The organism is Acidovorax sp. GW823-FHT05D11, from assembly GCF_058795695.1.
Genome location: NZ_CM179502.1, coordinates 4,061,185 through 4,082,209, shown reverse-complemented (window position 1 = coordinate 4,082,209; position 21,025 = coordinate 4,061,185). Strand labels below are relative to the sequence as shown.

Genomic DNA, 21,025 nt, shown 5'->3' with positions numbered 1-21,025 from the left:
TTCCTGGAGAAACCCGATGTTCAATGACGACCTCCATTCCGACGTCCGGGCCCTGCTGCCCGGCCGCAGCACCGACGCCGGCGCCACGCGGCGCACCGCGCTGCAGGCTGCCCTGGGGCTGGGTTATGCGGCCGCGGCCGCGCCCATCATGGCGCAGACGGCCATCGCCACGCCGGCGGACGGGCTCACGGCGGGCGAGGTGAGCTTTACCGTGAACGGCTTCAAGGTGCCCGCCTACCGCGCCGCGCCCGCCGGCAAGACCGGCCTGCCCGTGGTGCTGGTGATCCAGGAAATCTTTGGCGTGCACGAATACATCGCCGACACCTGCCGCCGCTTCGCCAAGGCCGGGTACCTGGCCATCGCGCCCCAGCTGTATGCGCGCCAGGGCGACCCGTCCCAGTACACCGAAGTGGCCAAGCTCATGGCCGAAGTGGTGTCCAAGGTGCCCGATGCGCAGGTGATGGCCGACCTGGACGGCGCGGTGCAATGGGCCACCGCCAATGGCGGCGACGCCGCGCGCGTGGGCATCACGGGTTTTTGCTGGGGCGGCCGCATCACCTGGCTGTACGCCGCGCATGGCCCCGTGAAGGCGGGCGTGGCCTGGTATGGCCGCCTCGTGGGGCAGCCGGGCGAACTCACGCCCAAGCACCCGGTGGACATCGCGCCCATCCTCAAGGCGCCGGTGCTGGGCCTGTACGGCGAGAAGGACACGGGCATCGCCCTTGACACGATTGATAAGATGAAAGCCGCGCTGGCCAGCGGTTCGCCGCAGGCCAAGGCGTCGGAATTCGTGGTGTACCCGGACGCGCCCCATGCCTTCCATGCCGACTACCGCCCGAGCTACCGCAAGGAAGCGGCCGAGGACGGCTGGAAGCGGGCCCTGGCCTGGTTCAAGACACACGGCGTGGCCTGAGGCAGCGTGGGCCCACGCGGGCCCGGCAGGGGAAGTCCCTGGCCACCGCAGCCGCCCCCACCCGGGGCGGCTTTTTTAATCTCGCATCCGGGATGCGGTATTTGAACGAAAATAGGCTCCAGGGCATATCTATAAAGCGCAAGAAGCTATGACTTTGGTAGCAATCATCCTGGCCACACTGGCCGCGGGCATTGGCAGCGTGTGGCTGGCCGCGCTGCTGATGCGGCTGGGTCTGGGCGGGCGCCCGGACAGCGTCGGCCCCCAGCACCTGCTCAGCCTGGCGGCGGGCGCCTTGCTGGCCACGGCCTTCATGCACCTGCTGCCCGAGGCATTCGAGAGCCAGGCGGGCGCGCACGACCTGTTCGCCACGCTGCTCGTGGGCGTGGTGTTCTTCTTCCTGCTGGACAAGGCGGAACTCTGGCACCACGGGCACGAGCACAGCCATGTGGCGCAGGCGCCGGCACATCCGCTCGGCGCTGAACACGGCCACGGCCCTGACCACGGCGGCAGGCACGATCATGCGCATCACGACCACCATCACCACCACCACCATGCCCCGCGATCCGGCGGCTGGGCCGTGCTGACGGGCGACAGCGTGCACTGTTTTGGCGACGGCATCCTGATCGCCTCCGCCTTCCTGGCCGACATCCGGCTGGGCGTGATCGCCGCCGTGTCGGTGCTGGCGCACGAGGTGCCCCACCACATGGGCGACCTGGTGGTGCTGCGCCAGACCAGCCCCAACCGCCGCATGGCGCTGGTCAAGGTGTCCCTGGCGGGCGCCGTGACGGCGCTGGGCGGCGTGGTGGGCTACTTCCTGGTGGGGCAGCTGCAGGACCTGCTGCCCTACTTCTTGGCCGTGGCGTCCAGCAGCTTTGTGTATGTGGCGCTGGCCGACCTGATCCCGCAACTGCAAAAGCGCCTCACGGCACGCGAGACGGTGCTGCAGATCGCCTGGCTCGTCGCGGGCATGGTCATCGTCACGCTGGTGAGCGGGGCGGCGCATGGGCACTGATGGCGTAAAAAAGCCCGGCGCAAAGGCCGGGCACAAGTGGAGACCTCGCAAGATTCCCGAGCTCAGCCGCCGCGCCGCCGGCGCAGCGCGCCCAGGCCCGCCACCACGGCCGACAGCAGCGCCAGCGCCGCGTGCCCCAGCGTGGGCACGGCCACCGCGCTGCCGGGGCCGCCCGCGCCCGTGACTGTCAGCGTGAACACGGCGCTGGCGGTGCCGTCCTTGTCGGTGGCCGACAGCAGCAGCGGGTAGATGCCGGGCGCGGTGGGCGTGCCGGAGAGCTGGCCGGTGGCGGCATCGAATGCCACGCCCGGCGGCAGCGTGCCGAGCAGCGCGTAGGGCTGCAGCGCATCGCCGTCGGTGGCCGTCACGTATTGCGCCAGGGGGTGGCTGAAGGGCTGGCCCGCTGGCCCGCTGGCACTGCCCGGCGCCACGGTGGGCGGGGTGGCCGCGCCGGGTCCGCCGCCTGGCCCATCGCCCTGCATCTGCACCACCACGCAGCGCGAGAACTCCGAGCTGGCCGCATAGCCGTCCTGGCCGATGACGGTGGCCGTCAGCGCCACGTGGGTGTAGCCGGCGGGCAGGGCGGCAAAGGCCAGCGTGCCGGCCCAGCCGCCGCTGGGATAGGTTTGCACATCGGCGGCGCCCAGGAAGACCTGACCCTCGCCATAGCCGCTGGCGTCGCAGGCGGTGTTGGCGAAGGCTTCCACGCGGTAGGTGCTGCTGGGCCGCAGGCTGTCCATCAGCGTGGTGTTCACCTGCGTGCCGGCGGCGCTGCCGGTGGCGCTGGCGATCATGGGCATGTGCACGGCCCAGATGGGTGGGGGCTGCGCGGGGTCGGCCCCCATGGCGGGGGGGTTGGCAGGATCGATTAGCTCTAGCCCCAAGGCGCCGTTGCTGTGGATGCGGTTGCTCAGCCATCGGTTGCTTTCCGGCGCGTCCACGGCGAGCTCGTCGCGCTGCACGCGGATGCCGTTGCCGCCCCAGTGGGCGATGGTGTTGCCCTGGCCCGCGCTGGCGCCGCCCACGCGGGTGCGCAAGGGGAAGGCGCCGTTCGCGTTCTGGGTGTGGCGGATGAGTACGCCGTGGCCGCTGCCGCCGATGGGCGAGGTGCCGTCGACGCCCACGCCGATCAGATTGGAGACGATGGCGTTCCCGTGGCTTTCGTTCGCTATCTCGATGCCCGTCTCCCGCGCGCCGATCACGTTGCCCTGGATGGTGATGCCGCTGGTGCCAATCACCCTGATGGCGATGGGCGCGCCGCCGCGCGGCTGGTTGCCGCTGTGGTCGGTGCCGATGAGGTTGTCGGTGATGTGGGTGTCCACCACCTGGTCTTCGAGGTAAAAGCTCTGGCCATCGGCGCGGGCCACGACCAGGTTGCGCCCGGCGGGCGTGCCGTCGCCCACGAGCGTGGCCTGGGCATAGAGCATGACGGAGATGCCCCGCCGGTTGGCCAGCAGGCCCGTCGCGTCGTCGGCCGACCCGCTGCCGTCGGTGCCGATGAAGTTGCCCAGTACCCGCACCATGTTCAGGTTGTAGATCTGCTGGGCGTTCACCATCACGCCCGCGCCGCCGAAGCGCGTGACGGCCACGCCGCGCAGCACCGAATCGGAGGCGCCGTTCAAGAAGAGGATGCCGTTCGCCCCCGCTCCGGCGTTCGCGCCGTCGATGCGCACGGTAATGACCGCGTTGGTGCCCGTGGCCGCGCTGTTGGGCGTGCCGCCGTTGGTATAGCCGTCGATGGTGGCCGGGTAGGTGATCGGCGGCAGCGGCGTGGCGAGGCTGATGGTGGTGGGCACGCCGCCGAAGTTGAAGGCGATGGTGTCCGCGCTGATGTGGGCGTTGGCCTGCTCGATGGCCGCGCGCAGCGTGCAGGTGCCGCCGGCTGTGGCGCACAGGCCGTCGCCCGGGTTCGCGTCGACGGCGTCGCCCGCGTCGTTGACGGTGTAGGTGGCCGCCTGCGCGGCGCTGGCGCACAGCAGGGCGGGTAGCAGTATTTTTTTGATCATTTTGGCCTCTAGCGCCCGCATATCAAGCGCGAGCAGCTCTCTTTTTAAGAGCACCCAGGCTCGCCAGCAGGGCCGCGAGCAGCGCCAGTGCCGCGTGGCCCAGTGTCGGAATGGCGCTGGGGTTGCCCGCGGGGCCGCCCGGCACTTGCGCGCAGGCCGAAAACTCCGAGGTTTCCTGGTTGTTGCCGCCGCCGCCGCTGAAATAGCGCGTCGCGGTCATGCTCAGGTAGGTGCCTGCGGGCTGGGGCGGCAGATTGATGCTGCCGTTCACCTGGCCGCTGCCGTCGGTGCCCGTTTGCAGCGAACCGAGGAAGACGCGCCCTTGCGGCGTGCCGCAACTGGTATTGCCAAACACCTCGAAGCGCTGCGTGGTGTTTGCCACGCTGCTGAAGCTGAAATTCACCACCGTGCTGGTGGCGCCGGTGATGGCGGGTGCGGGCTGGCCGCTGTTCACCGTGGCCGGGTCGCTGCCGGCGGTGTCCACCAGCGCGATGCCCCGGCCCGCGTTGCCGTGGATGCTGTTGTTCGTGAAGCTGTGGTAGCGCAGGGCGGGAGCGGGCGCGGAGCTGTGCTCCACGCGGATGCCGTTGCCCCCCCAATGGCCGACGGTGTTGCCCTCGCCGGGGTCGGTGCCGCCGATGTGGATGAACCACGGGCTGAGGGGCAGTCCGCCGTCGGTGATGTACACGCCGTTGCCGCTGCCCGCCACGCTGGCCGTGCCGTCGGCGCCCACGCCGATGGCGTTGCCCTGCAGCGTTGCATTGCGGGCGCCGCCATGGAGGATCACCCCCGTGTCGGCGGCGCCGATCACGTTGCCGCGCACCATGCTGCCGGCGCCTTGGGGGCTGGCCACGGCAATGCCCGTATGAGTGCTGACGCGTGCCGTGCCCGCGCGGTTCGTGCCGATGTAGTTGCCCTGCACCAGCGTGCCTGGAGAAGCGCCCAGCGAAACGGCCCGCCCGCTGCTGCTGGCCACGATGAGGTTGCGGTCGGCCGGGTTGGCGCCACCCACCGTGGTGTTGCTGGCGCTGTTGTCGATATAGATGCCCGAGAACAGGTTGACCAGCGCGCCGGTCTGGTCGCCGCCCGTGCCGCTGCCATTGGTGCCGATGAAGTTGCCCGCGATGGCCACGCCCACCAAGCCGTTCGCGGAGCCTTGCCCGTCCAGCACGACGCCGTGGCCCCCGAAACCGGTGATGGCGAGCCCGCGCAGCACCGAGCCGGATGCGCCCGGCACGAACCGCAGGCCGTGCGTGCCCGCGCCCGCGTTGGCACCGTCGATGCGGGTGCTGATGTAGGCGTCATTGCCCACGGGCAAGGTGTTGGGGATGCCTGCGCCGAGGGCGTAGCCGTCGATGGTGGTCACGCCGGCGATGGCGGGCAGCGGGCTTTGGGGCTCGATGGTGACGGAGCCGCTCGAGAAGTTGAAATTGATGGTGTCGGCCGATGCGGGATTGTTGTTGGCCGCCTCGATGGCGGCGCGCAGCGTGCAGGGGGTGATCCCGCCGTTGCAGGGCACGGAGACGCTCAAGGGGGCGTCGCCTGTGTCGTTCACCGTGAACGTGGCGGCCGATGCAGCAGCGGGTAGGAGCAGGGCGACCGCCAGGGCCGGCGCGGTGTAAGCGGGTGTGAACAGCATCGCGGCGATTCTTCAAAAGAACCGCCCGGCCGTCTGCGCACGGCGCGACAAAAGCGCCATGCACCAGGCGACATGCCCCAGTCCGACAGGCTCCTAGCGCAGATCGGACGGCGCCAGCCCGAAGCGCCGGCGGAAGGCCCGGTTGAAAGTGGAGATGTCGGCGAAGCCACAGTCGAGCGCGATGTCGAGCACGCGGCGCTGGCGTTGCGCGGGGGCCTGCAGCAGCGCGCGGGCGCGGTCCAGGCGTGCCTCGCGCAGCGCGTCGGAAAAGCAGGTGCCCTCTTGCGCGAACAGGCGCTGCACCTGGCGCGGCGTGAGGTGGTGGCGCCGCGCCACCTCTTCCAGCGAAAGGCTGGCTTGCCCCAGCCGCGCCTGCATGTCGTGGCGGATCAGCGCCAGACGCGGGGTGGCCTGTGCCGCACGCCCTGGCGGCAGGTGGGCCTGAAGGGCCGGGGCGATGGCGCCCGCCAGCAGCTCGCGCAGGTGGGCCACGGCCAGATCCTGCTGCGGCGGCGCCAGCGGTGCGCTTTCGGCCAGCAGCTGGGCGTAGGCCAGGGCCAGCGCGCCGCTGGGCGCACCGGGCTGCAGCACGAGCAGCGGAGCCTCTTCCAGGCGCGGCACCAGGGGCGCGATGCTGGCGTGCGGCATCAGCACGCAGGCCGTGGGGCCGCCACAGGGCGTGATGACCTCGTACTCGCGCGCCTTTGACACCACGACCATGCTGTTCGCAGGCAAATGCTGCTCACCGTGCGGGGTCCGCAGCACCATGGGGGCGCGGCTGGTGGCCAGAAAAATGTCGTCGCAGCCGTCCTGCATCAGCGCGCGCGAGCGCGCTTGGTGGGCGGGCGTGCACAGCGTCCTTGCATGGACCACGTCCTGGCCCAAGGTCGTCACGCTGGTGGAAAACTCGAAAGAGCCCTGGGCATTGGCATGGCTCCAGAGATCGACGCGCATCAGCTCGCGCCCATACAGTTCGCGCAACGCGGCGGCCTTGTCAGGCCCCGCAAAGTCGCTGGAGGCCAGGCGGATGGACGAGGGCGGCGCGGGGTGGCTGGCGGGCATGGCGGGGCGATGGACGTTTCGCGCCTTTGTACATCAGGCACGGGCAACCCGGCAATCCATCGCGTCGCATGGTAGATACAGGCAGGAGGCAGGCGCCGCTTGCGCCCGCTACCCGCTCCTTCCATTTGTGCCAAAGCGGCCGCTGCCGGCAGTTCTGGTGCGCCTTGCGTGCCTTTGCCGCAGCGCGCCCGCACCCACCACCATGGCCGACGGCCGTGCCAGCCCAGCGCGGGGATGGCCGCAGGGCCGCCCACGGGCCCGCCACCCGACCCGGCCGCCACCACCACCACGCACAGCGAGGGTTCCGACGTGCCGAACCTCGCCCCAAGTCCAACGAGGCTGTCATCGTCAACACCGTGCCCGCGGGCAGATGGGTTAGCGTGAGGCTGCCGCTGTACTGACCGCCGTTGCCCGGGTACGTGCGACCCACGCCCCTGCCGTCGGCGTGGCATTCGGTGTTGCCAAAGATGAGCGGGGCGGCGCACGGGCACTGAGCCCGGTGCGACTGGTTGCCAGGGCTGTCTCCGCCCAGGCGGCTTATCCCGTGCGCAGCGCCTGAGTGAGGAACTCCAGGCAATCCTGCACCAGCGGGGGCCGCGCCCCCATGGGGGCGTGCGCCATGAGCGCCACCCGGCGCGAGATCACCGGTGCGTGCAGCGGGCTCACCCGTACGGCGGCCGCGTCCAGGTTGTGGGTGTACAGCCGGGAAATCACCCCCACCGCCAGCCCGCAGCGCACCAGGCTGTAGAGAGATTCGCTGTAGAGCAACTGGTCTGCCGCTGCCAGGTCCACCCCGTGCTGGCGCAAGGTGGCCACCGCGAGGTCGTAGGTGCTGCCCCTCGCGAACAGGGCCAGGCGTTCGCCGGCCAGGTCTTGCCATGCCAGCCGCTTGCGCCGGGCCAGCCGGTGGCGGATGGGCAGCACCGCCACCAGGTCGTCGTGGGCCACGGGGAAGGTCTCGATATGGGGCGGAAGATCGAGCGCGACGCCCAAGGCCAGGTCCACCTCGCCGCGCTGCAGCGCGGCCACCAGATCGTCGTTGAGGGGGTCCTGCAGGCGCAGGTCCACGTCCGGGTGCTGCGCCAGCCACTGCCGCAGCGGCTCGGCCAGCAGGTGCATGGCCGAGGGCAGCGCGGCCACGTGCAGGGTGCGCTTGCCATCGTCCAGCGTGCGGTACAGCCCATCCACTCCCTGTTCGTAGCCATTGATGAGCCGTTCCACCTGCGGCAGCAGCAGGGCGCCCTGGGGCGTGAGGCGCACGTGGTGCGTGCTGCGCTCCAGCACGGGCGCGCCCAGCACGGCCTCCAGCTCGCGGATGGAGGCGGACAGCGCGGGCTGCGTGAGCGACAGGGCCTCAGCCGCCTGCCGAAAACTCAGGGCCCGGGCCACGGCCTGAAAGCTGCGCAACTGGCGCAGCGTGGGCGTGCGGTGCGCGGGTGGGCGCTCGGCCGCGGGCCGTGTGGCGGGGTGTTTGCTCATAAGTTGCTTTTATTGCAACATCAAATTAAATCACTTCCGCCATCACACCGCGCTGCATAGCATGCGGCCATGCCCACCTTTGCCGCACCCGCAGATCCGCTGTACGCCTTTCTCCACGCCCTGCCCAAGGTGGAGCTGCACTGTCACCTGCTCGGCACCGTTCGGCGCGATACGTTCACCAGCCTCGTTCGCCGGGCGGGCGCCCCCATCGGCGATGCCGAGATCGAGGCCTTCTACACCCGGGGCGAAAAACCCGTGGGCGTGCTGCGGGTGCTGCGCGCGCTGGATGCCGAACTGATCCGCAGCCCGGATGACCTGCACCGCCTGACCTACGAATACCTGCAGGATGCCGCCGCGCACCACGTGCGCTATGCCGAGTTCTTCTGGAACCCCACGGGTACCGCACGGCAATCGGGGCTGGCCTATCCGCAGGCGCTGGAAGGCATCGTGCGCGCCATTGCAGATGCCGAGGCCGACTTCGGCATCACGGGCCGCCTGGTTGCCGCCATCGACCGCGAGGCCCCGCCCGAGGCCGCCACCGAAATGGTCGAATGGGTGCTGGCCCACCGGCGCGACGAGGTGATTGGCATCGGCATCGACTACCGCGAGGTGGATCACCCGCCTGAATGGTTCGCCCCGGCCTACGCGCTGGCGCGCCGGGGCGGGCTCAGGACCACGGCCCATGCGGGCGAGTTCGGCATGCCCTGGAACAACGTGCGCACGGCCCTCGACGTGCTGCAGGTGGACCGCATCGACCACGGCTACACGGTCCTCGACAACCCGGCCCTGGTGCACGAATGCGCCGACCGGGGCATCGTCTTCACCGTGGTCCCCACCAATTCGTATTACCTGCGCACCCTGGCCCCCGAACGCTGGGCGCTGGACCACCCCATCCGCCACATGCCGGCGGCGGGCCTGCGCATTCACCCCAACACCGATGACCCCACGCTGCACCACGTGAACCCCACCCAGGCCTGGGCCATGATGGTGCGCGACTTCGGCTTTGGTGCCGGGGACCTGCGCGGTTTCCTGGCCAATGGACTGGATGCCGCCTGGATTGACGATGGCACGCGGCGTGCATGGTCTACGCAGTGGCTGGCAGCGTTTGACAAGCAACTGGCGCAGACAAACCTGTTCTCTGCCGTCCCCCCCTGAAGGAGTCCTTGCATGTTTCCCTCCCGGTTCTTCCCTGTACCGTCCTTCTTGCCACAGCGCCTGGCGTGGCCTCTGGTGGCTGCGCTGCTCGGCGCAGGCGCCAGCATGGCTGCGCACGCGCAGGCCGCCTGGCCCGCCGCCAAGCCCATCACGCTCATCGTTCCCTTCAGTGCCGGGGGCAATGTGGATGTGACGGGGCGGCTCATCGCGCAAAGGCTCGGAGAGCGCCTGAAACAGAGCGTGGTGGTGGACAACGTGGCAGGCGCTGGCGGCGTCATCGGCATGGAAAAGGCCGCCAGGGCGGCGCCAGATGGCTACACGCTCGTCCTGGGTGCTGACAGCCCGGCGGCCATCGCACGACTGGTGAACCCTGCGGCCGTGCGCTACGACACCCTCAAGGACCTGGCTCCGGTGGGTTTGGTGACCACCGCTCCCATGCTGATCGTGGCGCGCCCCGGGCTGCCGGCGAACAACCTGGCCGATGTGCTGCGTCTGGCGCGTGAAAAGCCCGGACAGCTGAGTTACGCCACCTCGGGCGTGGGCACGGTGCTGCACCTGGCCATGGAGCGCGTCAAGGAACAGAGCAAGACCTTCATGGTGCATGTGCCATACCGGGGTGGCGCACAGATCGTGACCGATGTGATCGGCAACCAGGTGGACCTCGCCGTGCTCATCAGCGTGACGGCGGCGCCGCACATCCACAGCAAGAAGCTCAAGGCCATAGCCCTGACGGACGACCAGCGCCTGCCCTCTCTGCCCGACGTGCCGACGGTGGCCGAGACCGCGGGCTTCAAAGGGTTTGACATGGTCTCGTGGACGGGCCTGTTTGCCCCCGCGCAGACGCCCCCCGCCGTGGTGGAACGCCTGAACCGCGAGCTGGGCGAAGTGCTGCGCATGGACGATGTGCGCGCCAAGCTGGCCGATGGTGGCGCCGTGGCGGGCAAGGGAAGCGCCGCCGAGTTTGCGCGGTTTGTGCAGACCGAAAGCGCCCGGTATGCCGCGATCGTGAAGGCGGCGAACATCAAGGAATGACCCGCCGGCGGGGTGGTCAACCTGCCGGTGGGGGGCATGCGCTGGGGTCGATGGTGGCTGCACCATCGGTCATGGCGACACAAAAGCTATTAAATTGATAGCTTTTGGCGCTTTATGGATAAGCCCTAGGGCAATTTTTATGCATAAAAAATGCGCCTGCGCCGCAGCGCGCATACCCCCGCCATCAGGGCTGACAACAGCGCCAGCCCCGCATGTCCCAGCGTGGGGATGGCGGCAGGGCTGGCCGGGCCGCCCCCGCCGCCTGCTGCTCCCAGCGGCGACTCAAAGGCACCGATGTCGCATGCCGGGCCGATGGGGCGCGCCACGCCGCGCTGATCCGTCGCCGCACAGCGCCGCCGGTGTTGAGGGCCGGGCTGCCTGCCTGCAAGGCCATGGTCTGGCTGAAGCCGCCGTTGGCGGCCAGCGGCGCGAGCAGTGGGTCGGCGACGGGGATGGACGCGCCGCACGACGGAGCCGCCGAGCCGCCCCATTGCAGGTTGTTGCCTCCATCCACGATGGTGTTGCCCGCCATTCCATAGATGGCGCAATTGGACTGGCCCCCGGTGGTGTTGCCGATGAGTGTGTTGCGCAGCGTCAGGTGGGTGGGCGTGTTGGTGCCGAACACCGTGATGGTGCCGGGTGAACCGCCGTTGTCGGCAAAGGTGCTGTTGGTGATAGTGCCCGCAGGCACGCCGGAGACGCCGATCGCGTTGCCGCTGCCGCTCGCATCCCGCAGGTTGCCCTGGAAGGTGCTGTTGGTGATGGACAGCGTGCTCGTGAGGCCGGGGCTGACGACGATGGCGCCTCCGGTGGCACCCAAGGTATGGGACTGGTTGCGGGTGAACAGGCTTTGCGCAATGTTCAGCGCGGCGCCGGCGTGCAGGATGGCGCCGCCGTCGGCGCCTGCGATGTTCTCTACCGCGACGAAGTCGGTCAACGTGAGCGTGTCGGCGTCACCCCCGGTGTAGATGGCGCCGCCCGCGTTGGCCATGTTGCCCGTGGCCGTCACCTTCTGCAGCGTGAGCTGCGCGCCCCCGAACGAGTAGATGGCGCCGCCCCGGCTGAACGCACCGGATGCCACGTTGCCGAACAAGGTCACGTTGTTCAGCAGCAGCGTGCTGGTCTCGATGCGGATGGCGCCCCCGCTGCCATTCAGGGCCATGCCGTCCGTCAGAACCAGGTTCGCCATCGTATAGCTGGCCGCGCCGGTCAAGTCGAACAGGCGCACATTGCCGTCGCCCTGCAAGATGACGAGATCCCCGCCGTCGATGTGGGTGGACTGGTTGAGCACCTTGGTGCTGGTGATCGGGATGGAAACGGGGCTGGGGCCGCAGTTGAACGACACCGCGCCGCCGCCAGCCAGCGCCAGGTCGAGTGCGGCCTCGGTGCAACTGGCCGGCGTGCCAGAGCCCACGGCCGCTTGCGCGGGCAGGGCGCCAGCCAGGGCCAGGACGGCAGCCGATCGGGCCACGAGAGGGAAGATGGAGGCAGGAAGGCGGGTATGCGGCATGGCGTGCATTGGTGGTAAGTCTGGCTGCCGGGATTCTTGTGAAAACCCTGCTCTCCGTCTTGACGCCTGCGGCCCTCGCATTGACTGCTGCGGACACGTGTCAAAACCTGCAACACTACGCGCCATCGAGAGAGAAAGAGACGAGGAGGCGGCCCATGCAGACACCCACGCCCAGCCTGGAAGGGGTGGAAGAAGAACAGCCAGAGCCTGCTGGCGCGACGGTACCCATCCAGCGCTTGCGCCTGAGCGGCCTGCCCGGCGAACGCGATCTGCTCGCCATGCGCGACTACTTGGCCGACATCGTGCGGGCCGACTTCGCGCCGTTGCACGCCCACCAGCCCTGGTGCTACGAGGGCGCCACGCGTACCGTTCCGGGGGCGACGTGGAGCACCCAGCGTTTCGACCCCGTGGTCAGCACACGCACCGCCGCCATGTGCCGTGACGGGCAGGACGACCTCATGCTGTTCGTGTCGTCGGCCTGCATGACCATCGAACAGCCGGGGCACGAGACGCTGCGCATTCTGCCCGGCGGGGCAGCCCTGGCGTCGCGGGCGCGGCCCATGCGCGTGGTGCAGGAGCAGGCTGGCACTTTGTGGGCGCTGCGGGTGCCGCACCGCGATCTGGCCTGGCGCCTGCCGCGCCTGTCTGCGGCCCCGCTGCTGGCGCTGCACCAGGGCACGCCGCTCCTGCACATGCTGCCGCGCATGGGCAGGCTGCTCGACTCCGACCCGCTGCACGGCGCCGCAGCCCAGCAACTGGCCGCGCGACAGTTGCAGGACATGCTCGCCGTTGCCCTCGGCCAGTCGCGCGAGTTCACGGAGTGGGCCGAAGACCACAGCCTGCCCACCGCCCGGCTGCGCGCCGTGCAGGCCGACATTGCGGCCCACCTGGGTAGCGGGCGCCTGAGCATGGACTGGCTGTCAGAACGCCAAGGGATCTCCGCCCGCCACCTGCGGCGCCTGCTGGCGCAGGCCGGCACCAGCTACCAGGATGCGGTGCGCACGGCCCGCCTGCAAGCTGCCCGTGCCATGCTGGCCGATCCGCGCAACGCGGGCCTGAGCATTTCGGCCATTGCGCACGCGTGCGGGTTCTCGGAGGCGTCGGCGTTGAACCGCGCGTTCAAGCAGCACTACGGCATGACCCCCGGGCAGGCGCGGTGCGACGCGGGGCTGGGTTGACTGGCTCCGATGGATGTTCTCGGGATTCGCCACACCTTGGAAGTCGTTGTCCCCGGGCTTGTTGGAGCGGGGCTCACACTGGGGCCCAGGAGCGCTCTGGCTTGGCCAGGCTCAGTTGGGCAGTGGGGCTGTCGTGAGCCTGGATGCTCTCGACAGAAACCATCCACATGCAGCGAACGCGGTCAGCGCGCCAACTCTTCCCGCACCGCGGCCACCTGCCGGCGCGACACCGCCAGCAGCTCCGTGGAGCCCTGCAGCCGCACGGCCCAGCCTTCGCCCTCCTCGGGGTCGTAGTGCTTTTCCAGCGCGCGCACGGCGCGGCGGGCCACCAGCGCGTTGCGGTGGATGCGCAGGAAGCGCGGGGCGAACTTGGCCTCCAGCTCGCTCAGGGCGCCGTCCATGATGTAGCTGCGCGTGGCGGTGCGCACGGTGACGTACTTCTGCTCGGCCTTGAAGTACAGCACCTCGGCCAGGGGCAGGCGTTCGGTGCGGCCCCGGTCCTGGATGAGCAGGGTTTCGCCTTCGGGCACGCCGGTGGTGGGCGCGGACGCGGGGGGGCGCGTGCCACGCTGTACCTTGGCCAGTGCCTGCTGCAGGCGTTCGCGGCGCACGGGCTTGGTCAGGTAGTCGGTGGCATCCAGTTCGAACGCGCTCACGGCATGGTCCGCGTGGGCCGTCACGAACACCACGGCCGGGGGCTGGGGCAGGGTCTGCAGGGTGTGGGCCAGTGCCAGCCCATCCTGGCCGGGCATGTGGATGTCAAGCAGCACCAGGTCGAAGGCGCGTCCGCCCGTGGGCCCCAGCAGCGCCATGGTTTCGCCGGCGTTGGCGGCCTCGGCCACGGTCATGCGCTGGGCAGGCTGGGCCTGGGCGCAGTCGGACAGGAGGGTGCGCAAGCGGCTGCGGGCCAGGGCTTCGTCGTCAACGATCAGGATGTTCATGGTCGGTAGCGGGGCTGCTGTGGTTGAGGTCATCTTCGCCGTCCACCATGCGGCGCTGGGATGTTTGCGCGCGGCCGCCATGGGGGCCCCTTCGGGCTGGCGCCGCGCCGCGCGCGCCCCGGGCGCGCGCCTTGGGGTCGGTGGCGGGCAGGGTGATGCGCACCTGGTACAGGCCGTCCTGCACGCCGGCGGTGAATTCGCCCTGCACATCATGCAGCAGCGCCAGCCGCGCGCGGACGTTGGCCAGGGCAATGCCGTGGCCCCGGGGCGCCGTGTCGTCGCCATGGCCGTTGCCGTTCCTGCCTTCCTTGGGGGGCAGGGTGTTGGTGATGCGCACCACCACGCGGCTGCCGCGCAGCTCGGTCAGCACGCGCAGCCGCCCGCCGCGCGCGCTGGGCTCCACGCCGTGCTTGACGGCGTTCTCCACCAGCGGCTGCAGCAGCAGCGGCGGCAGGCGGGCGCTGTCGGTGCGGGGGTCCAGGTTCCACTGCACCTGCAGGCGCTTGCCAAAGCGCACCTCTTCGATGGCCAGGTAGCGGCGCGCCAGGGTGATCTCTTCGGCCAGCGTGACCGATTCCCCCTGTTCCACCAGCGCGTGGCGAAACAGGTCGCTCAGGTCTTCGAGCAGCGATTCGGCCTTGGCCGGTTCCGCGCGCACCAGCGCGATGGCGCTGTTGAGGGTGTTGAACAGGAAGTGCGGCCGGATGCGCGACTGCAGCTCGGTCAGCCGCGCCGTGGTGGCGGCGGGCGTGCGGCCCCGTGCGCGCAGCACCAGCGCCGCCACCAGCATGGCCGCCAGCAGCGCCCCTGTCGCGGCGCTGGCCAGCCAGGGCGGTGACGCAGGTTGCGCCACCAGCGCCAGCATGCCGCAGGCGTAGGCGCCCGCCAGCGCGCCCAGCAGCACGCCGGCCGCATACTGCTGCGCGGTGGAGAGGCGCTGCAGAACAGTCTTGAGGCTGCAGGCCGTGATGAGCCACAGCAGCGTGGCCGGCAATGCCCCGCCCGTCAGCAGCGCCATCGTGGCCAGCCATTCCACGGGGTTGCCCGCTCCGAACATCGCGCCCACGCCCACCACCAGCTCCACGAACAGCACGGCCCGCAGCACCACGCCCACCTGGCAGGCATCGAACACCAGCACCCGGCGCGCGGGCGCCAGGCCACCCCGCGCGGAGCCTCGCGGCAGGGCCGAATCGGGCGGCGGGGGCTGGGTCGATAAAATTTGCGTGTTTTGCATTGCGGCGCCCGGGTTGTCCGGGTGTCTGAACCTCCGGATTATTGCCCTCCTATGTCCAAAGCCCAAGCCACCAGCGCTGACTCTGCGCCGTCCCACAACCAGCTCGATACCAAGGCCCAGGCCTGGTCGGCGCTGTTTTCCGAGCCCATGAGCGACCTGGTCAAGCGCTACACCTCCAGCGTGTTCTTCGACAAGCGCCTGTGGCAGGCCGACATCGCGGGCAGCCTGGCGCATGCCGAGATGCTGGCGGCCCAGGGCGTGATCAGCCAGGAGGACCACGCCTCCATCCAGCGCGGCATGGCGCAGATCACCTCCGAGATCGAGTCCGGCGGCTTCGAATGGAAGCTGGACCTGGAGGACGTGCACCTGAACATCGAGGCGCGCCTGACGCAGCTGGTGGGCGATGCGGGCAAGCGCCTGCACACCGGCCGCAGCCGCAACGACCAGGTGGCCACCGACGTGCGCCTGTGGCTGCGTGGCGAGATCGACTTGATCGGCGACCTGCTGAAAGAACTGCAGGTGTCGCTGGTGGATGTGGCCGAGCAGAACGTCGAGGTGATCCTGCCCGGCTTCACCCACCTGCAGGTGGCCCAGCCGGTGAGCTTCGGCCACCACATGCTGGCCTATGTGGAAATGTTCGCGCGCGACGCCGAGCGCATGGCCGATGTGCGCCGCCGCACCAACGTGCTGCCGCTGGGCAGTGCGGCCCTGGCCGGCACCACCTACCCGCTGGACCGCGAGCGCGTGGCCAAGACGCTGGGCATGGTGGACGTGAACGGGTCCCCCGCGGTGTGCCAGAACAGCCTGGACGCCGTGAGCGACCGTGACTTCGCCATCGAATTCACCGCCGCCGCCAGCCTGTGCATGGTGCACGTGAGCCGCCTGAGTGAAGAACTCATCATCTGGATGAGCCAGAACTTCGGCTTCATCAAGATCGCCGACCGCTTCACCACGGGCAGCTCGATCATGCCGCAGAAGAAGAACCCCGATGTGCCGGAACTGGCGCGCGGCAAGACCGGCCGCGTGGTCGGCCACCTGATGGGCCTGATCACCCTGATGAAGGGCCAGCCGCTGGCCTACAACAAGGACAACCAGGAGGACAAGGAGCCGCTGTTCGACACCGTGGACACGCTGAAAGACACGCTGCGCATCTTCGCCGAGATGGTCGGCGGCCAGCTGAACCTCGCCACGGGCCAGAAGGAGGGCGGCATCACCGTCAACGCGCCCGCGATGGAGCAGGCCGCGCTCAAGGGCTACGCCACCGCCACCGACCTGGCCGACTACCTGGTCAAGAAGGGCTTGCCCTTCCGCGACGCGCACGAGACCGTGGCCCACGCCGTGAAGGCGGCCACCACGCATGCCTGCGACCTGTCGGAGCTGCCCCTGGCCGTGCTGCAGGGCTTTCACCCGCAGATCGACAAGGACGTGTACGAGTGCCTGAGCCTGCGCGGCTCGCTCAATGCGCGCAACACCTTGGGCGGCACCGCGCCCGCGCAGGTGCGCAGCCAGCTGGAGCGCCACCGCGCGCGCCTGGGAAAATGAGACAACCCCTGGGGCGCTGCGCGCCTTTGCCCGTCTCTCGAATCGCCGCGCAGTTCGGGAAGGGGCACGCCGCCAGCGTACGCCAGCGCAGCGCCGCAGCCACGGCGGGGCGGCCCCTGGTGCGCCGGGGCCGCTGGCCTGAACCGTGCTAGGTGTGCGGATGCGCACCCCAGCGACCACATTCGAACAAACCGGAGTTCTGCCATGACGACCACTTCCCGCCGCAGCCTGCTGTCCCGCCTTTTGCGCACCACCGCCCTGGTGGGCGCCGCGCTGACCGTGGGGCTGGCCTTTGCCCAGGCACCCAAGCCCATCCGCCTGCTGGTGGGTTTCCCGCCCGGCGGCGGCACCGATGCGATCGCGCGCACGCTCGCCGAGAAGCTCAAGGACGAATTGGGCCAGCCCGTGGTGGTGGAAAACCGCCCCGGTGCGGGCGGCCAGATCGCCGCGCAGGCGCTCAAGGCCTCGGCGCCGGACGGCACCACGCTGTTCCTCACGCACGACCACACCATCTCCATCCTGCCGCAGGTGGTGAAGAACCCGGGCTTTGATCCGGTGCGCGACTTCGTGCCCGTGGGCGGCTTCGCCACCTTCGTGAACGCGTTCGCCGTCTCGGGCGGCACGCCGGCGAAGTCGTTCCCCGAGTACGTGGCCTGGGTGAAGGCCAGTGGCCACGGCAAGGGCGCGGTGGGCATTCCGGCACCCGCCTCCACGCCCGAGTTCCTGGTCAAGCTGCTGGGCCAGAAGTACCAGCTGGACCTGGTTTCGGCCCCCTACCGGGGCAGTGCGCCCATGATGGCCGACATGCTGGGCAACCAGATCAGCGCGGGCGTGGCCTCGGTGCAGGACTTCATGGAGAACCACAAGGCCGGCAAGGTGCGCGTGGTGGGCGTGCTGGGCACCAGGCGCCAGGCGGCCATGCCCGACGTGCCCACCTTCGACGAGATGGGCCTCAAGGGTTTCGAGGACCTGCCGTACTACGGCATCTACGCACCCACCGGCACGCCGCAGAAGTTCATCACCGACTTCTCGGCCGCGCTGGGCAAGGTCGTGGCCATGCCCGACGTGCGTGACCACCTCACCGCCATGGGGCTCACCGTGGGCCACATGTCGCCCCAGCAGCTGGCCGCCCGCCAGGCTTCCTACACCGACGCCTGGACCCGCATCATCAAGACGAGCGGGTTCGTGGCCCAGTAGTGGGGGTTCCGAAGGGCCGTGGCGCCAGCGCGGCCGGGCAATGAAATAGCCGCCAGCGCTTGTCAATCAAGCGCTGGCGGCTATTGTTTTTGTAGCAATGGAATGGAGCGCCCGGCGGTGCCCCCCGCGGCTTGTCCGGCTACAGCATGGCCTCGCGCTGCTGCTCGGCGCGCGACGCGCCGATGGCGGTTTCCACCTTCTTGACCTCTTCGGGCGGCGGCAGCACGGCGGGCATGCCCAGCGCCTCAATGGCCAGTTCGCGGCACCAGCCCTTGGTGTGGTAGAGGTGGTGGTCCTCGTCCTTTTCCACGGCCTTGTGGGCCGCTTTCAGCGTCTGGCCCACGTCCCCCGTGGCCACCTCGGCCACCTTGCCCAGCAGTTCCCAGTTGGCGTGGTCCTTGGTCTCGGCGTGCACCACGCATTCGCAGGCCACCAGCTGGGCGGCGGCGGGGTCGCCCGCCTGTTTCGCCAGCTGCATGGCCTTGACCAGGGATTCGCCGATGTGCTTGACCACCGCCCGGCTGGGTGACTGCGCGGCCGGGTCCAGGCCCAGGGCGTCGCACAGGCTGCGCACCACCTCCTGGTGGGTCAGGGTTTCTTCCAGATAGGTCTGCCATTCCTTCTTGAGATCCGGGTTCACGGCGCAGGTGAGCGCGGTGCGGTACACCTGCTCGCCGCCGAGTTCGGTCTCCATCATCTGGAGCACGAGATCATCAAGCTGGTGGCTGTCATAGTGGGCTTTGGGCATGGTTTCTCCTTCGGTGGTTGGGTTGGCAATGGGGTGTGCGCAGGGGGTGTTCGTTCATGCGAGGGTGCGGACCCTGGGTTCGCGCTCCCATTGGCGGGTCTGTGCGGCCGCCAGGAAGCCCTGCACGTCGGCCGGGTCCACCACGCCCGCATCGGGCTCGATGCCCCCGGCCTGCAGGATGGCCTGGGTGCCCTTGCAGGCCGCGATGGCCTTGAGGTGCCCGAACGCGTCGCGGAACCAGTCCACGGCGGCGGCCTCCTGGGCCAGCTGCGCGCCCATCTCGGGCGACAGCACCGAGGCCACGGCGTCGAACACCACCGATGGCGTGCCTTGCAGCTGCCCGTCGGCGGGCAGCTGGGTGCCGTCCCTGAGTTGGGCACCGCCCACCTTGGGCGCCACGATCTTGACGGTGGCGCCGGCCTTCTCCGCCGCCTTGCGCAGGTTGGCCACCGTGTTGCCGTTGGAGCCGTCGGCCACCAGGATGCCGATGCAGCGGCCCTGCAGCGTGGGCTTCATGCGGTCGATGATGCGCAGCGCGGGAGAGGGCGGCAGGTCCTGCACCGGATCGGCCACCGGAGGGGCGGGGGGCAGGGCCTGCAGGCCCAGCCCGTCGGCCACGCGCCGGGCCAGCTCGGGGTCCACGTGCTGCAGGTGGCCCACCACGGCCTCGCGCACATGCGGCGTGCCCACCTTGGACAATTCGAACACCAGCGCGGACGCCATGTGCGCCTGCTCCAGAGGGCTCTGGCTGCGAAAGAACATGCGCGCCTGGCTGTAGTGGTCGGCGAAGCTCTCGGCGCGGATGCGCCCCTTGGCGCCGTCGTCCCCTTGCGCGAAATGCCGCATTCCCAGCGCCTGCGAGGCGCGCGGCGTATCGGACTGCAGGCTGCTGGGCTCGTAGTTCACGCGGCCCTTGGGCACCTGCATCTGCATGTGGCCGTCGCGCTGCATGTTGTGAAAGGGGCACTTGGGCGCATTGATGGGAATCTGCGCGAAGTTGGGCCCGCCCAGGCGCGACAGCTGCGTGTCCAGGTACGAGAACAGGCGGCCCTGCAGCAGCGGGTCGTTGCTGAAGTCGATGCCTGGCGGCACATTGGCGGGGCAATAGGCCACCTGCTCGGTCTCCGCGAAGAAGTTGTCGGGCCAGCGGTTGAGCACCATGCGGCCCACGGGCTGCAGCGGCACCAGTTCCTCGGGGACGAGCTTGGTGGGGTCCAGGTGGTCGAACGGAAAGCGCTCCGCATCCTCTTCGGTGAAGAGCTGCACGGACAGCTCCCATTCCGGGAAATCGCCCGCCTCGATGGCCTCGAACAGGTCGCGTCGGTGGAAGTCGTTGTCCGCCGCCTGCAGCTTCACGGCCTCGTCCCACACCGTGGACTGGATGCCCAGCTTGGGGCGCCAGTGGAATTTCACGAAGGTGCTGTCGCCCGCGGCATTGATCAGGCGGAAGCTGTGCACGCCGAAGCCCTCCATCATGCGCAGGCTGCGCGGGATGGTGCGGTCGCTCATCGCCCACATGATCATGTGCAGCGACTCGGGCATCAGCGAGATGAAATCCCAGAAGGTGTCGTGCGCGCTGGCCGCCTGGGGAAACGCACGGTCGGGCTCCATCTTGACGGCGTGCACGAGGTCGGGAAACTTCATCGCGTCCTGGATGAAGAACACGGGGATGTTGTTGCCCACCAGGTCCCAGTTGCCCTCGGGGGTGTAGAACTTGACGGCGAAGCCGCGCACGTCGCGCGGCGTGTCCACCGAACCGGCGCCGCCCGCCACGGTGGAAAAGCGCGTGAACACGGGTGTCTGAACGCCCACCTCCGTGAGCACGCGGGCGGTGGTGTACTGCTTGAGCGAATGGGTGAGCTCGAAGAAACCGTGGGCCGCCGAGCCGCGCGCGTGCACGATGCGCTCGGGAATGCGCTCGTGGTCGAAGTGGGTGATCTTCTCGCGCAGGATGAAATCCTCGAGCAGCGTGGGGCCGCGCGGCGACGAACGCAGGGAGTTCTGGTTGTCCGCCACGGGAATGCCCAGCTGCGTGGTGAGCACGGGGTGCTTGCCGCCAGCTTGCTGCTGCAACTCGCCCGCGTTGCCGCGGTAGGTGTCGGCCTGGGTGGAGGAGGGAGCAGCGGGCAGCGTCTTCTTTGCCGCGCCGCGGGTGGTGGGGGTTCGTGCCATGGGCGCTCCTGAACGGTGGGAAGGAAGGGAAACAAACCCCCATCTTTGAGGGCCACACGCCGCCGCGGGGTAGGACGCCACCGTATCGGGCCGTCGTCGGCGGGCGGTGATCCGGCCGGCTGGCCGGATACGTAAGCGCTTGCAACGCCGCGCCGGGTGCAGTGCCGTTTTGTTACGCTTGCCGGTTCCTTCGGAGGGGACAGCG

At 69.5% G+C, this 21,025-nt stretch carries 16 protein-coding genes and 1 pseudogene; 7 read left to right on the top strand and 10 right to left on the bottom strand.

Annotated elements, in window-relative coordinates; all coding sequences use genetic code 11:
* The first annotated feature begins 16 nt into the window (after positions 1-16).
* Positions 17-913, top strand: coding sequence for a dienelactone hydrolase family protein (locus AC3RCE_RS18790; RefSeq protein ID WP_492253667.1), 897 nt, complete (start codon positions 17-19; stop codon positions 911-913).
* Positions 914-1,061: 148 nt separating this feature from the next.
* Positions 1,062-1,925: a ZIP family metal transporter gene (locus AC3RCE_RS18785; protein ID WP_492253666.1), complete on the top strand. Its 864-nt coding sequence runs from the start codon at positions 1,062-1,064 to the stop codon at positions 1,923-1,925.
* A gap of 62 nt (positions 1,926-1,987) precedes the next feature.
* On the opposite strand, the gene AC3RCE_RS18780 is transcribed toward AC3RCE_RS18785, so the two are convergent.
* The 4 genes from AC3RCE_RS18780 to AC3RCE_RS18765 all read right to left on the bottom strand — a co-directional run bounded on the left by AC3RCE_RS18780 (position 1,988) and on the right by AC3RCE_RS18765 (position 8,111).
* Positions 1,988-3,931, bottom strand: a complete 1,944-nt coding sequence (locus AC3RCE_RS18780) for an IPTL-CTERM sorting domain-containing protein (protein WP_492253665.1) — start codon at positions 3,929-3,931, stop codon at positions 1,988-1,990.
* Positions 3,932-3,953: 22 nt separating this feature from the next.
* On the bottom strand, positions 3,954-5,570 hold the full coding sequence (locus AC3RCE_RS18775) for an IPTL-CTERM sorting domain-containing protein (RefSeq protein ID WP_218340055.1): 1,617 nt from the start codon (positions 5,568-5,570) through the stop codon (positions 3,954-3,956).
* Between the two features lie 93 nt (positions 5,571-5,663).
* Positions 5,664-6,632 (bottom strand): helix-turn-helix transcriptional regulator, encoded by a 969-nt coding sequence (locus tag AC3RCE_RS18770; RefSeq protein ID WP_218340056.1) that lies wholly within the window; start codon positions 6,630-6,632, stop codon positions 5,664-5,666.
* Positions 6,633-7,169: 537 nt separating this feature from the next.
* Positions 7,170-8,111 carry a LysR family transcriptional regulator gene (locus AC3RCE_RS18765; RefSeq protein WP_218340057.1) on the bottom strand — a complete coding sequence of 314 codons (942 nt, stop codon included), beginning with the start codon at positions 8,109-8,111 and terminating at the stop codon, positions 7,170-7,172.
* A gap of 69 nt (positions 8,112-8,180) precedes the next feature.
* On the opposite strand from AC3RCE_RS18765, the gene add reads away from it, so the two are divergent.
* Together add and AC3RCE_RS18755 are read left to right on the top strand one after the other, a co-directional pair.
* On the top strand, positions 8,181-9,266 hold the full coding sequence (add, locus tag AC3RCE_RS18760) for an adenosine deaminase (RefSeq protein WP_218340058.1): 1,086 nt from the start codon (positions 8,181-8,183) through the stop codon (positions 9,264-9,266).
* Between the two features lie 12 nt (positions 9,267-9,278).
* Positions 9,279-10,298: a tripartite tricarboxylate transporter substrate binding protein gene (locus AC3RCE_RS18755; protein WP_492253664.1), complete on the top strand. Its 1,020-nt coding sequence runs from the start codon at positions 9,279-9,281 to the stop codon at positions 10,296-10,298.
* Between the two features lie 137 nt (positions 10,299-10,435).
* On the opposite strand, the gene AC3RCE_RS18750 is transcribed toward AC3RCE_RS18755, so the two are convergent.
* Both AC3RCE_RS18750 and AC3RCE_RS18745 read right to left on the bottom strand, forming a co-directional pair.
* Entirely contained in the window at positions 10,436-10,624 is a 189-nt protein-coding gene (locus AC3RCE_RS18750) for an IPTL-CTERM sorting domain-containing protein (RefSeq protein WP_492255410.1), read from the bottom strand.
* 12 nt (positions 10,625-10,636) lie between these two features.
* Positions 10,637-10,692: pseudogene (locus tag AC3RCE_RS18745) on the bottom strand (hypothetical protein); the annotation flags it as partial.
* A 1,271-nt stretch (positions 10,693-11,963) separates the two neighbouring features.
* On the opposite strand from AC3RCE_RS18745, the gene AC3RCE_RS18740 reads away from it, so the two are divergent.
* Complete coding sequence (locus AC3RCE_RS18740) at positions 11,964-12,986, top strand: helix-turn-helix transcriptional regulator (protein WP_492253663.1); 1,023 nt, start codon at positions 11,964-11,966, stop codon at positions 12,984-12,986.
* 182 nt (positions 12,987-13,168) lie between these two features.
* Here the strand turns inward: AC3RCE_RS18740 and AC3RCE_RS18735 are convergent, their stop codons facing one another.
* Complete coding sequence (locus AC3RCE_RS18735) at positions 13,169-13,927, bottom strand: LytR/AlgR family response regulator transcription factor (protein WP_218295657.1); 759 nt, start codon at positions 13,925-13,927, stop codon at positions 13,169-13,171.
* Entirely contained in the window at positions 13,908-15,161 is a 1,254-nt protein-coding gene (locus AC3RCE_RS18730; RefSeq protein ID WP_369643041.1) for a sensor histidine kinase, read from the bottom strand. The genes AC3RCE_RS18735 and AC3RCE_RS18730 overlap by 20 nt, the downstream gene beginning before the upstream one ends.
* A 51-nt stretch (positions 15,162-15,212) precedes the next feature.
* Between AC3RCE_RS18730 and argH the strand changes: the two genes are divergently transcribed.
* Positions 15,213-16,703 (top strand): argininosuccinate lyase, encoded by a 1,491-nt coding sequence (argH, locus tag AC3RCE_RS18725; protein ID WP_492253662.1) that lies wholly within the window; start codon positions 15,213-15,215, stop codon positions 16,701-16,703.
* A gap of 204 nt (positions 16,704-16,907) precedes the next feature.
* Positions 16,908-17,900 (top strand): Bug family tripartite tricarboxylate transporter substrate binding protein, encoded by a 993-nt coding sequence (locus AC3RCE_RS18720; RefSeq protein WP_492253661.1) that lies wholly within the window; start codon positions 16,908-16,910, stop codon positions 17,898-17,900.
* Between the two features lie 139 nt (positions 17,901-18,039).
* On the opposite strand, the gene AC3RCE_RS18715 is transcribed toward AC3RCE_RS18720, so the two are convergent.
* Together AC3RCE_RS18715 and AC3RCE_RS18710 are read right to left on the bottom strand one after the other, a co-directional pair.
* Positions 18,040-18,648 carry a hypothetical protein gene (locus AC3RCE_RS18715; protein ID WP_492253660.1) on the bottom strand — a complete coding sequence of 203 codons (609 nt, stop codon included), beginning with the start codon at positions 18,646-18,648 and terminating at the stop codon, positions 18,040-18,042.
* A gap of 54 nt (positions 18,649-18,702) precedes the next feature.
* Positions 18,703-20,820 (bottom strand): catalase, encoded by a 2,118-nt coding sequence (locus tag AC3RCE_RS18710; RefSeq protein ID WP_492253659.1) that lies wholly within the window; start codon positions 20,818-20,820, stop codon positions 18,703-18,705.
* Positions 20,821-21,025 lie beyond the last annotated feature (205 nt).